Genomic DNA, 11177 nt, shown 5'->3' with positions numbered 1-11177 from the left:
AAAACAAGTTCAAATCCCACAAAAGAGACTATCTTCAGATAAGCAAAACTTTCTAACCCTTGAGCTATAGCAACCGGGCTCAGTTGATCGAGAAAAAATAAGCCAAAAAGGATATGGCTTAGGGGCACTTTTTCACCATTTCCCTTCGTCTGCACAAAAGCTAAAAAATGGAGTGTCACCATAAGGGCAATCGCCATAAATAAAAAATGCGGGATGAGTGTTTCGAGCAATCCATGAAAGGATTTGATACGATAATACTCTATCACGTCATGAGGAGAAAAGCCGACCAAAAGGTAAAACAGGAGTGCCCCGACAAAAAACTGCCCTAAAATCAAAAAACCAAACGCTGCTGTCGCAAACCGTACAAATGTTACCGGCATCAGATTCTCTTTCGAATCAGTCCGACAATGAGAATAGAGGTACTCATCAGCATGACAGTATGGTAGAGTATAAAGCCAAAAGCTCCTATCGCAACAGAGACACTTCCAAACCATGAGATACTTAACCAACCTAACGGATAAAGAAGCAGCCCCACAAGAGCTATGCCCAAAAGAAAAGCTTTTAACCGATGGGAAAATGAGCTACGCCCCAATACGGCGGCGATCATCACAAATATCATAATCAGGGCAAAAAGATCCGTATGAATCTGCAAAACAAGATCATTTAGAGGGATTGGATCGATAAACTCCATTTCATTCCCTAAGATAACGGTTGTCCACCCCTCAAGATCGGTTCCGTAATCGATTGCCTTTGCAATGAGATTGAGGATGAGGACACTGCCTAAAGCGATGAACATCCAAATCAAAATAATCCGCATTACCGGAGACTCAGAGAGTTTTTTTGAAACGACAAACTTCATGGTTTTACAATTTCGAGAAGAGCTAATGCTACGCGCGCGCCATCGGTGATAGAGCGTGCAGACAACGTGGCACCCGTCGTAGTAGGGATATCTTGATTGAGTTTGAGGGTATCTGAACTGCTTTTATTGTCAAAAACATCGAGCCAGGTAGCGGTTGGAAGGTATTCAAGCGGTTCATTAAACGCAACGATCTCAATCGTTTTGATTTTACCGCTTGTATCGATCAGATAAAGAGCTATCGCCGTCTTAGTACGTACTTTTTTATTCATTAAAACGCCGTACCCTACATTTTTAGCCCCATTTTTAGCCACATAAATACGATACAGTTTCGTATCGATTTTTTGTTGGGAGGCTTTGGCGAGTTGCGCAATCTGCCCCTCATTGAGGATGATATTTTCAGTCTCTACGCTTTTGGAGCTAAAGATACGTTGAGTAAGTTCAATAGGATCACCCAAAACTTGGGCGAAACTAACGGTGACAACAAAAAGAAGAAGGACGAGTGTTTTGATCAAAAGATAAATCCTAATCCAAGTGAGTAAATACCTTCATTGACATACTTGGTTGTATCGGCTGAATTTTCGTTGTGACGCAACATATATTCCGCTTTTAGAACTACTTGATCATGCGGGAAGTAGTTCAAACCATAGGTATAACTTGTCGTAGTTCCAAATGAACTCCCATTAGCCATTTTGTTAGCCAAATTATAGTTTTCATATTGGAAAAAGAGTGGTAATCGATCACTTGATGACGCAAAAAATGGTAGGATATTATACTCTAAATTCAGATAACCGCCGCGTGCACTTTCTGGCATATCGGATCGGTATGAATCCGCATTGCTTAAATGGCTTTGGGTATAAAGGGCGCGTGCTTTGAATCCATCAAGTTGGAAACTTGCATGAATATCAACCATGTTCATTTGTCCTTCTTGCGATTTACCGGATACTTTTGCATTCCCCGCTTTGCCGGTGTAACCGCTGAGGCCTATTTGCAATCCATTGACCCCATTGTAATCCAATCGTGCAACGGCAGCCATATTATCCATCCCTTTATCGCTTTCATTGCCGATACGTGCTTTACGAATCCAGTCTTTGTCTGCGAGAGGAGTACCTAACGTAGAGTTATACATATCCAAAGCACTAAATGCTCCGACTTGATATTCAAAGCTATCGGTTTTACCGTATACGCTTAAGCCCAATTCGTGCCACGTGGAAGGGATGAGTTGTCTCTCGACATCCGGACGGATAACGGTATTAAAGAGTGTCGGCTCATGATAGAGATTCACATATCCCATCGGAACGAGCTGATGTCCGATACGTACCGTTGCAAGCGGATCAAGAATAAAGTCAACATAGAGCTGCTCGATAGCGACTTCATTTCCGTGTTCAAACTCGATTTCAGAATTCAAGATAATGCTATCACTGAATTTATACCCGATGTAGGGAATAAATCGGTAGGTATCACCGTAAGCATCTTTTGTATTGCCGGTGCCGACACTGTCATTGTATTTTGAATAATAGAGTTCACCGTATCCCCCAATGGAGAGAGGGTTCTTGGAGTAATAAACTTTGGATGCCGCTACACCGAGTCCTTGCACATCTTTGGAAGGATCGAGAGAGGTAAAGGATGTCGCATTTTGGACGTTGATCAACTCTTCCGTTAAGACCTGAGTTTGTTCAGCTTGTTTTTTATTGCTTGCTTCGATACTCTCCAAGCGTTCACTCAGCGCTTTGAGTTGAGCCTTAAGATCACTCATCTCATCCGCAGAGAGATTGGCGGTAAGCACCAGTGCAGCACACGAGCTCAAGAGAAGATTTTTCATTGGTTTTCCTTTTATGATACTGATTATTGATTGCGAAAGTATAGGGTAATAAAGATAAAACTAATATTAATAATGAAAACGCTTATCGTTTACTAAGATATGTTACACTTCGGATCATGAAATGGATATTCTTACTCACCCTGATACCATCACTGCTTTGGAGTCAGCCTCGCACTCAAGTCCATATGGGAACACTCATCAATGTTGATGTCGAAGAAACTTCTCTAAGCGACCAAGTCTTTGAATTATTTGATGATCTCGATCACCTACTCTCAACCTATAAACCCGATTCAGAGATTTCCCGTCTGAATCAAAAATACACCGCACAACCGTCACCGGTGACTCGGCGTATTTTGGAACGCTCTATGGAAATGTATCTCTTAAGCCATGGGGCATTTGATATCACTATCGGTTCGATCACTCACGGTGCGTATCGATTCGGAACCGCCGATGAGCATCTCCCGTCTCAAAAAGAGATTGACCGAATGGGAGAACTTGTCGGCAATAAGAGGATAACGTTTGAGGGTGATTTCGTAAACATTCAACCCGGTACTACCATTGACTTAGGAGGAATCGGGAAAGGATTCGCGGTTGATCTTGCAATAGAACTGTTAACAAAGCAGCATCAGAGTAAAGCGATTATCGCTGCATCCGGTGATATCAGCTGTCTGGGGGAGTGTACGATATCCGTACAAAATCCTTTTATTGCACACGAAGATATTGCTACCATAACCTCCTCACTCCCCCGTTTAAGCGTCAGCACAAGCGGCAATTATGAGCGTTACATCAAAACAAAAGCCCATAACCATCTCATTGATCCTAAAACACTTAAACCGCAACAATGGTTTGCCTCGGTCACATTAGTCGATACACAGGATAATACCCGTCTGGATGCCCTTGCGACAGCGGTATCCGTCATGGAAGAGTCCAAAGCCATTGAGATGCTGGAATCCTTGTCCATCGGTTATTTACTCATTCGAAATGATACGACACGTCTCATGAGCCGAATCCCCTCAGGGGTCACACTTTCATTGCATTAATTTTCTTTTTTTTAAAAACTTCATAAGTCCTAATTAAGCAAAAAAGACCATAATTCGATAATAGTTATTATTTTTAATATATGGAACATCCTATGTATCTGATTTGGGAAGCCTTTTGGGAACTAAGCATTGATATGGGGATCTATATTCTTTTTGGCCTTTTGGCCGCAGGGGTATTGCATCAACTCATCCGTGAGGAGTGGATTGAAAAACATTTAGGGTCGGATACCCATGGCTCTGTTTATAAAGCAGCCATGTTCGGAACCCCTCTTCCCCTGTGTTCATGCAGTGTTATCCCTTTTGCCGCATCGCTTCGACGCAACGGTGCCTCTAGGGGAGCTACCCTCTCCTTTTTAATCTCTACTCCGATCACCGGAGTCGATTCGATTCTGGCTACCTTTGGAATGTTCGGATGGGTATTTACCCTCTATCGCGTCATCTCTTCGGTCATTATCGCCATTACCGCAGGAATGTTAATGAATCTGTTTGAACCCAAAGAGATAGTCAAAAAAGGGTTTAGTTTTTCAACAACCGCTCCAAAGTCGTCCTCTACAATCACACCTCCGAAACTCCGTAAACCGTTTTCCGTAGCAGACGTTTTTCGATACGGATTCATTACATTATTGGGAAGTTTCAGCAAACCGCTCTTTTGGGGGCTCTTGCTCGGCGCCTTTATCACAGCCGCTATCCCCTCCAACCTTCATGAGCTTTTTAACGACAATCGCGTATTGGGCTACATCATAGCCGTCGCGATCGCCGCACCGATGTATGTATGCGCTACCGCTTCCCTTCCGATTGCGGCATCACTTATCATTGCCGGAGTTTCTCCGGGTGCGGCATTTATCTTTTTAAGTGCAGGTCCCGCAACCAATACGGTAACGATGGGTGTCGTTAAATCGATGTTGGGAATGCGCGCTTTAGTGATTTACCTCTCGGTGATTGTGATAGGAAGTGTACTGTTTGGCGCACTCATCGATTTAGGATTTGACACCCTCCCCATTACACTAAATGTCGATTTCTCCGAACAGCACGGAATGCTCGAAGAATCAGCTGCGATCCTCCTGCTGGGATTGATCGGATGGCACCTTATCCGTGGATTATTTCAGAAAAAAGAGAAAGGGTGCAACGGCGGTTCATGCTGTTCGTAAATAGCCGCTAAAACTTTGTCCGCTATAATGGCGCACTTATTTTCAAGGCCCTTTAATGAACGAAACCCTTCTCATCCTCGCGGTCGCATTGGCGATGGACTCCGTCGCCGTCTCCATCGCCATCGGCTCAAAATACAAAGATCTTCACCTCTCTAAAACCCTCTTTGCCGCGAGCGTTTTCGGTTTCTTCCAAGGAGCCATGCCGCTTGCCGGATATCTGATCGGAATTAGCTTTGCGGAATACGTACAATCATTCGATCACTGGATTGCTTTTGCTCTACTGGTCGGTTTGGGATTTCAAATGCTTCGTGAAGCCCAGAAAAATGAATTTGACGAAGAGGTGAGTGATCTCTCCACGAAAACCCTTATCACGCTAGGGATCGCAACCAGTATCGATGCAATGGCCATCGGGGTAACCTTTGCATTTTTACAAACCGATATTTTCACGGCTGCGGGTGTGATCGCGTTGGTCACTTTTGTATTGTGTGTTATCGCGGTGTATATAGGGAAAAAACTGGGATCGATTCTGGAAAGCAAAGCGGAAATACTCGGAGGATTAATTCTTATCGGACTGGGATGTAAAATTCTTCTTGAACATACCGGATGGCTTTAATCTCACCAGCCGTCGCTAGCGTGATTATCGTGTTTTGATTTTTTATAACGGCTGGCATTAACCCTTTTTTCCAGCTGATTTTGGGCGTAAAAGAGTTCTTCTTTGATGGTTTCTATATCTGTGTCACTCGCTCTAAAATCGAGAATCTTCTGCCCTAACGCTTCAAGTACCATGTATTCATCTTTATACAGTTTTACCGCCTCGTTTTTCTCTAAAAAACGAAAGTTCATATCCACTTTCTGATCATACTGCTCTTTGGTCGGGTTTTCACTTTTTGCGAGGTACGAAAGTATTCCGCTGATAAACCGCCCCAAGAGCCGAATATACCGAAGCCGTTTTGCATTTTCTGTTTTAGATTCGCCCATACAACCTCATATTAATTATTCATCGATACAATATCGCCATTATACCTCGTAGGAGCCAATATGCGCTTAGTACTTATCTCTTTATTGCTTGCGATCACGACACTCAGTGCGGAGTACATCCGCCAACCGATCGATCAAAAACTCGTCAATAGCAAAATTAAAATTATCGATATCCGTACCCCAAATGAGTGGAAAACTACGGGCATTGTCAAAGGCTCCTACCCTATCATGTTTTTTGATGAACAGGGAAACTATAATGTCGAGATGTTTTTGGATAAATTGAATAAAGTCGTTAAAAAAGAGGAAAAATTTGCCCTCATCTGCAACAGCGGGAACCGCACTCAAACGGTTGGTACTTTTCTAGGAAAACAGCTTGGATACAACGTTATCGACTTGCAAGGGGGCATCCAATACGCGATTGGTAAAAAGATCACACTGGAACCCTATAAACCGAAACCGTAAATGCTACGATTTATATGGGTATTAGCGACTCGCCTTATACTCATTTTTGCCCTTATAGCCCTTATAGCCGCTGCCATCGGGTTTGGGCTTTATGCCCTTCTAACGTAAAAATTCGAGCATATCGATATACTCTTTTTCAATCACTCCGAGATTTTCCAACATCCGCATCTCATCAATACCCGGATTATCGCTTAAAAACTCTCGACGCCATTGAATATTATCTTGCAACTCGGTTAGTCCCGTAGAGAGGTACTCGATCATTGTGTCGATATCAACGCCCCGAATCACCCCTTCTGTATCCGCTTTGTAAAATAACAGCGCATAATCACCCGTTTCATGCGAAAATCGAAAGTCTTCAGCAATGTTATGCACAATTGTTTTAATTCGCTCATCTTTAATGATACGTTTAGCCATAACCAGCCTCCAAAAATAATTGTTTAATTGTAATCGCTTTTGGTATAGGAGTTGCTTAGGTTATTTATCCAAATAAAAAAGATTATCCAAGCCGTGGAATCACTCAAACTTAAGTCAAAACTTCTCTACTTACTGTTAATCGTGGGGTTTGGCTTAGGTGTAATAGGGCTCATCGGCTATATTAATATCCAAAATATTAAACGTAATATGGACACCCTCTATTTTGGATCATTAATCCCTCTAACCGAACTCAATTCCATTACCGAAACCTACAATAACGATCTCGCTTCTTCGATCTACCGGTGGAGCAATCAACTCATCAGCGATGAACAGGCCGCTGAAAAAATCTCTTTGGGGCTGGATCGGATTAATCAACTCTGGGCTGCCTATCTCGCGCACGAAAAACGGCCCGAAGAACTCGCTTATGTCAATTACACCGAATCACAAATACAAAGTTTAGAGAAATATTTCAGCGAAGTACGGACCCTCATTACCTCTCCGGATCGAACCCATCCCCTCTCACTGAGTACCCTCGATGATAATGTCCGTCTTATTCACGACACGGTTCATCAATTGATCGCGTATGAAAATGCCTCAGCACGTTATGAACATGCCATTCTCTTGACACAGTATGAAAATGCCCTTATGCAGCTCATCTTTTTTCTCGTTGTTATCCTCGCTCTTGTAATGGGTCTGGCATGGAAAATATTTGCGAATATAGAATTACAGCAGCGTCAGTTAATCGATTCAACCGAAACACTTCAACATCTCAATCTCAAACTCGAACAAGCTTCCTATACCGATTCACTCACGGCCCTTTACAACCGACGCTATTTTAATATCGTCTACGAACGGGAGTTTAAGCGCTCACTCCGATCCGGAAAACCGTTTGTCTTTATGATGCTTGATATCGATTTTTTCAAACAATACAACGATACCTATGGACATTTACAGGGAGATTCTGCCCTCCAAGCGGTCGCCAAAGTGCTCAAAATGACTTTGCAGCGCCCGGGGGATTATCCGTTTCGTTTAGGCGGAGAAGAGTTTGGGATTATTTTAACCGATACCGATTGTAAAAATGCCAAGATGATGGGGGAAAAGATTCGTGAAAATATTGAAAATCTAAAAATAGAACACAAGGGAAGCAAAGTCTCACAGCTTTTGAGTGTCTCAATCGGGGGAATTTGTATCGTACCTACCGTTCATATCGGAGAAGATGCGCTGATTCATACCGCAGATACTAACCTTTATGCCGCTAAAAAACGGGGGCGTAACCAAGTCGTATTTACCAGTAAATTGTAACGTTATTTCGGATTTTTGAATTTAAACGCTAGCTTTTCGAGGTGCTCGCGTACTTTGGTTGATATATCGCCTTGAAACTCCATCCAACCCTCTTTATACGCACCGCCGCATGCCAGTGACTTTTTAAGGGTTGAAAGAGTTTTTTGGGCATCTTCTTCGTTTAGGCTGAAAGGGCCGACGAGTGTCACCGCTTTCCCTTTGCGCTTTTCCTTTTGAAAAACGAGACGGTGGGCGGAAGGTTCGAGAAGCGTCAACGTTTTCGTCGTTTTTTCCGCTTCCATACTCCACCCCTCGCCCCATGAGGCTCCCAAATCGAGCGAGAGCTTTGTCCCTCGGCTCATTGAACCTCTCCGCAATATTCAAACCGTTTTGTTCCATTGGGGAGAATTTCGATAAACATTTTAAAAGGGCGCACCCACAATCCGCGCTCACCGTAAAGGGGACGATACACCACCATGCTCTCAGAGGTTTCAGAGTGTTTTGCTACCCCGATAACCTCGTAGTGTTTTCCCTTGTAATGGCGATAAAGGCCGGTTTTAAGCACGAATGACCTTTTGGACCAACGCACTGACACCCTCTTTTTCCGCCAGTACTCCTTTATTTGCAAAAGAGAGTATCGGGTTCATACAATAGGTCTTATTATCATACACGACCACAATCACCTCATCCCCCTGCTCCAGGAAATTGGTCTCACCGAAATGGGTATAACGGGTCGCACCGATACTGATAATGGCTTGTTTAGGGCATCCGGCTTCTCGTAAATACGCACCGATAGGTTCTAAGGGGCCAAAGTCACTTTGAGTATTAATCTGCTTTTGCATCCATTCCAGTAATTTACGGTAAAAGAAACTGTACCCCGTGAGTTCAACATCTTCACCGTAACGCATCAACATCCCCTCACGTCGCAAAAACGAAGCGATACGATAGCTGTCCATCACCCCGCCCTTCTCAAACGTATCGATCGGAATCAACGTCGATGACAACCCTTTGGAGGCTTCACCCCAGTTTTTTTTGTGGCTGATTTTCTCAGAGCCCTCTTTGCGGAGTGAGCAATCGTTATAGGCACCGAAAAATCTCGGTGTGATGTTTGTCACATTCCCCTCAACATCATATTCAAGATCACAGATAAGTGCCACTTCAGGCTCGAGCTGAACATTGCACTCTTCCTCGGAAAGAAGAATCGTATCGGAACTAATCGGATAGATACCAAGCTGCCCCTCACGTCCGGGGATATAGAAAGGGAACATCCCTTTCGGACCGTTTGGATCTTCGGTAAGAATATCTTTAAAATCGGCACTCTCGCCCGCTTGTTCGAGGTGGAGGGCGAAGTTTCCCGCGACGCCGAAACCGACATACGATGTATAATCATTCATGTTTTGTACCTTTCTCGTCATTCCGTGCTACGACACGGAATCTAAAAGACTAAATACGTGGATCCCGTATCAAGTACGGGATGACGAAATTATAAACTTCCGTTCGCTTTAGCTTCAGCAAACTCTTCGTACGAACCTTTGAAATCGATGTAGGTTCCATCAAGATGCAACTCAATAATACGATCGGCGAACGCATCGAGGAGCTCACGGTCATGGCTCACACAAATAACATTTCCTTCAAAATCCAGCAATGCTTCACCCAGAGCAATAATCGCTTCAAGGTCAAGGTGATTGGTAGGCTCATCGAGTACGAGGAAATTTCCCCCCTCCAACATCATCTTGGAGAGCATCATACGGTGTTTCTCTCCCCCTGAAATCTTCTCAACACTTTTCTCTTGCTGCTCACCGTTGAATAACATTCGCCCTAGACAGTTGCGGATTTCTGAAATTTCACGTTTCGGATCAAACCCGCGAAGCCAGTCATACAGCGTTCCGTCCCCTTTGATTTTATCGGTCGTATCTTGCGGGAAATAGCTGTATTCAATCGTCGCTCCCCATGTTACGGTTCCGCTTGTCGGCTTCATCTCTTCCATCAGAATTTTGCACAAGGTTGATTTACCGGCACCGTTGGCACCGATAACGGCGATTTTTTCACCCGGAGCAACCAAAATATCAAAATTATGCAAAACATTCAAATCGCCATAGCTGTGAGAAACATTCGCCACACGCAACGCTTCATCCCCCATAGGACGCTTAGGCTTAAAGACGATACTCGGGTCACGGCGGGATGATGGCTTAATATCTTCGATGGTGAGTTTATCGAGCTGTTTTTGACGTGAGGTTGCTTGTTTTGCTTTAGAGGCATTGGCAGAGAATCGGCGGACAAACGCTTCGAGCTGCTCTTTCTCTTTAACTTTTTTATCGCGGTCAAGCTGTGCTTGGTTCGCCATAACGGTCGAAGCGAGGTACCAGTCATCATACGTTCCGGTAAACTCACGGATTTTTTGGAAATCGACATCGAGAATGTTGGTCACAACGGCATTGATGAAGTGACGGTCATGCGAGATGATAACCAATGTTCCCTCATGACGCTGAAGCTCACGTTCCAACCATCCGATCGTATCGATATCGAGGTTATTCGTCGGCTCATCGAGGAACAAAACGTCCGGTTTCGGATACAGAACCTGCGCAAGGAGAACTTTGAATTTCTCTGATGAGGGAAGACTTGACATCAAATCTTGATGATGTTCGGCCGAAATCCCGACGTTTTCCAAAATCTTTGCGATTTGAACGTCGTATTCATACGTCGGATCTTCTTCGACCGAAATCATCTCCAACTCTGCGAGACGGTCATTGGTTTTATCATCTTCGAAATCACCGTTGGCGTACAAATACTCTTTCTCTTTGATCGCATCATAAAGACGTTTGTTCCCCCACAATACCGCATCGGCAATTGTGAAATCTTCAAACGCAAACTGATTCTGACCCAAAATCCCTACTTTGAGACCCGGTTCGATAGAGACATCCCCTTCGTACTCTTTGATCTCGCCGCTGAGGATTTTCAAAAACGTCGTTTTTCCTGCGCCGTTCGCACCGATCAGACCGTAACGTTTGTTACGGTCGAGCTTGAGGTTAATCCCCTCAAATAAAATCCGGCTTCCAAAACGCATTGTTAATTTTGTAACTTGTACCATACTTAAAACTCTTTACATACTAAAATTTCGCGATTATAGCCAAATTCAAATTATCTCTTGCTAATAGTTGCTAGTATACGCAAAGAAG

15 protein-coding genes are annotated in these 11177 nt (G+C 43.8%); 5 read left to right on the top strand and 10 right to left on the bottom strand.

Going from position 1 to position 11177, the window contains the following annotated elements; all coding sequences use genetic code 11:
• From A3G19_RS02500 to A3G19_RS02485, 4 genes are all read right to left on the bottom strand, one after another.
• Positions 1-380, bottom strand: a 380-nt coding sequence (locus tag A3G19_RS02500; RefSeq protein WP_294870409.1) for a hypothetical protein, incomplete at its 3' end; no start/stop codon positions are given.
• Entirely contained in the window at positions 380-859 is a 480-nt protein-coding gene (locus tag A3G19_RS02495; protein WP_015652818.1) for a hypothetical protein, read from the bottom strand. The genes A3G19_RS02495 and A3G19_RS02500, both read right to left, overlap by 1 nt.
• A complete protein-coding gene (locus A3G19_RS02490) occupies positions 856-1371 on the bottom strand; it encodes an FMN-binding protein (protein ID WP_294870407.1) in 516 nt (171 codons plus the stop codon). Before A3G19_RS02490 ends, A3G19_RS02495 begins: the two co-directional genes overlap by 4 nt.
• On the bottom strand, positions 1368-2678 hold the full coding sequence (locus tag A3G19_RS02485) for a porin (protein ID WP_294870406.1): 1311 nt from the start codon (positions 2676-2678) through the stop codon (positions 1368-1370). The genes A3G19_RS02490 and A3G19_RS02485 overlap by 4 nt, the downstream gene beginning before the upstream one ends.
• A gap of 116 nt (positions 2679-2794) precedes the next feature.
• Here A3G19_RS02485 and A3G19_RS02480 point away from each other — a divergent pair, with 116 nt between their 5' ends.
• From A3G19_RS02480 to A3G19_RS02470, 3 genes are all read left to right on the top strand, one after another.
• Positions 2795-3718 (top strand): FAD:protein FMN transferase, encoded by a 924-nt coding sequence (locus A3G19_RS02480; protein WP_294870405.1) that lies wholly within the window; start codon positions 2795-2797, stop codon positions 3716-3718.
• Between the two features lie 92 nt (positions 3719-3810).
• Positions 3811-4866 carry an SO_0444 family Cu/Zn efflux transporter gene (locus tag A3G19_RS02475; RefSeq protein WP_294870403.1) on the top strand — a complete coding sequence of 352 codons (1056 nt, stop codon included), beginning with the start codon at positions 3811-3813 and terminating at the stop codon, positions 4864-4866.
• A 55-nt stretch (positions 4867-4921) separates the two neighbouring features.
• The gene (locus A3G19_RS02470) at positions 4922-5479 is read left to right on the top strand and encodes a manganese efflux pump MntP family protein (protein ID WP_294870401.1); all 558 of its coding nucleotides are present in this window, start codon (positions 4922-4924) and stop codon (positions 5477-5479) included.
• Positions 5480-5481: 2 nt separating this feature from the next.
• Here the strand turns inward: A3G19_RS02470 and A3G19_RS02465 are convergent, their stop codons facing one another.
• The gene (locus A3G19_RS02465; protein ID WP_015652812.1) at positions 5482-5844 is read right to left on the bottom strand and encodes a hypothetical protein; all 363 of its coding nucleotides are present in this window, start codon (positions 5842-5844) and stop codon (positions 5482-5484) included.
• 60 nt (positions 5845-5904) lie between these two features.
• On the opposite strand from A3G19_RS02465, the gene A3G19_RS02460 reads away from it, so the two are divergent.
• Positions 5905-6306 carry a rhodanese-like domain-containing protein gene (locus A3G19_RS02460; RefSeq protein WP_294870399.1) on the top strand — a complete coding sequence of 134 codons (402 nt, stop codon included), beginning with the start codon at positions 5905-5907 and terminating at the stop codon, positions 6304-6306.
• Positions 6307-6405: 99 nt separating this feature from the next.
• Here A3G19_RS02460 and A3G19_RS02455 read toward each other — a convergent pair whose 3' ends face one another.
• Positions 6406-6720, bottom strand: coding sequence for a hypothetical protein (locus tag A3G19_RS02455; RefSeq protein WP_294870397.1), 315 nt, complete (start codon positions 6718-6720; stop codon positions 6406-6408).
• Positions 6721-6813: 93 nt separating this feature from the next.
• On the opposite strand from A3G19_RS02455, the gene A3G19_RS02450 reads away from it, so the two are divergent.
• Complete coding sequence (locus A3G19_RS02450) at positions 6814-8022, top strand: diguanylate cyclase (protein WP_294870395.1); 1209 nt, start codon at positions 6814-6816, stop codon at positions 8020-8022.
• Between the two features lie 2 nt (positions 8023-8024).
• On the opposite strand, the gene A3G19_RS02445 is transcribed toward A3G19_RS02450, so the two are convergent.
• The 4 genes from A3G19_RS02445 to A3G19_RS02430 all read right to left on the bottom strand — a co-directional run bounded on the left by A3G19_RS02445 (position 8025) and on the right by A3G19_RS02430 (position 11089).
• Positions 8025-8363, bottom strand: coding sequence for a translation initiation factor (locus A3G19_RS02445; protein WP_015652808.1), 339 nt, complete (start codon positions 8361-8363; stop codon positions 8025-8027).
• On the bottom strand, positions 8360-8566 hold the full coding sequence (locus A3G19_RS02440; RefSeq protein WP_015652807.1) for a DUF1653 domain-containing protein: 207 nt from the start codon (positions 8564-8566) through the stop codon (positions 8360-8362). The genes A3G19_RS02445 and A3G19_RS02440 overlap by 4 nt, the downstream gene beginning before the upstream one ends.
• Positions 8559-9395 carry a DUF5718 family protein gene (locus tag A3G19_RS02435; RefSeq protein WP_294870393.1) on the bottom strand — a complete coding sequence of 279 codons (837 nt, stop codon included), beginning with the start codon at positions 9393-9395 and terminating at the stop codon, positions 8559-8561. Before A3G19_RS02435 ends, A3G19_RS02440 begins: the two co-directional genes overlap by 8 nt.
• Positions 9396-9484: 89 nt before the next feature.
• Positions 9485-11089, bottom strand: coding sequence for an ATP-binding cassette domain-containing protein (locus A3G19_RS02430; RefSeq protein ID WP_294870391.1), 1605 nt, complete (start codon positions 11087-11089; stop codon positions 9485-9487).
• Positions 11090-11177 lie beyond the last annotated feature (88 nt).

The sequence above is a fragment of the Sulfuricurvum sp. RIFCSPLOWO2_12_FULL_43_24 genome, assembly GCF_001829605.1.
In the GTDB taxonomy this organism is placed as follows: Bacteria; Campylobacterota; Campylobacteria; order Campylobacterales; family Sulfurimonadaceae; genus Sulfuricurvum.
The sequence above is the reverse complement of the archived record's forward strand: the minus strand, read 5'-3'. Positions and strand labels throughout refer to the sequence as shown.